Source organism: Haloferax sp. Atlit-10N (genome assembly GCF_003586325.1).
In the GTDB taxonomy this organism is placed as follows: Archaea; Halobacteriota; Halobacteria; order Halobacteriales; family Haloferacaceae; genus Haloferax; species Haloferax prahovense.
Genome location: NZ_PSYX01000088.1, coordinates 1 through 603, shown reverse-complemented (window position 1 = coordinate 603; position 603 = coordinate 1). Strand labels below are relative to the sequence as shown.

Annotated in this window: 1 pseudogene; it reads left to right on the top strand. The window is 65.7% G+C overall.

Features of this window, described 5'->3' with window-relative positions:
- A pseudogene (locus tag C5B91_RS21295) lies at positions 1–321 on the top strand (hypothetical protein); the annotation flags it as partial.
- Between the last annotated feature and the right edge of the window lie 282 nt (positions 322–603).

The following is a 603-nucleotide window of genomic DNA, read 5'->3' as shown; positions in this document are numbered from 1 at the left end:
CCCTATGAGCGAGGCGACACGCCCGAGTCGCGACCGACGTTCGGCCTCGACGACGGTGAAACCGACGGCATCGTGCTCGCGAACGCCCTCGACGTCGATGGCTTTCTGACCGACGAGTTCGGCGGGACGAATTTCGCGCTCATCCATGCGGTCCTGCAGGGTCCGCGTATCGTCCCGACACCACGGTTGCTCTGTGACTACGCCCGCAACGACCACATGACCCACGAAGAGGCACGAACGCTCATCGAGACGATTAGTCCGCATCGGAGTTGGGAGAACAGCCCCTACGTCACGCAGTTGCTCCAACACCTCGACGCGTAACCGGTCTCCAAATGGGGACGCCGAAGTCCAGCGTCGGCGACGGTTCTTGAAAGCTCTCGGCCGTTCACGGGCGGCGTCGCCGCCCGTTAGCTCGGGAGAGCTTCGCTCTCCCGCTGCTCGGCATCCCGCGACCACGCGAGGCTGCGCCTCGCTTGCACCCGTTCGCTCCTGAAGACTCACTTCGCTCGTCTTCCGGCTCCCGCTCGCTACACTCGCGGGAACTCCGCCCACGAGAACCCCGCTGCACTCCTCGTGCCTGCGCTGCGGTACTTGCGGGGCCGG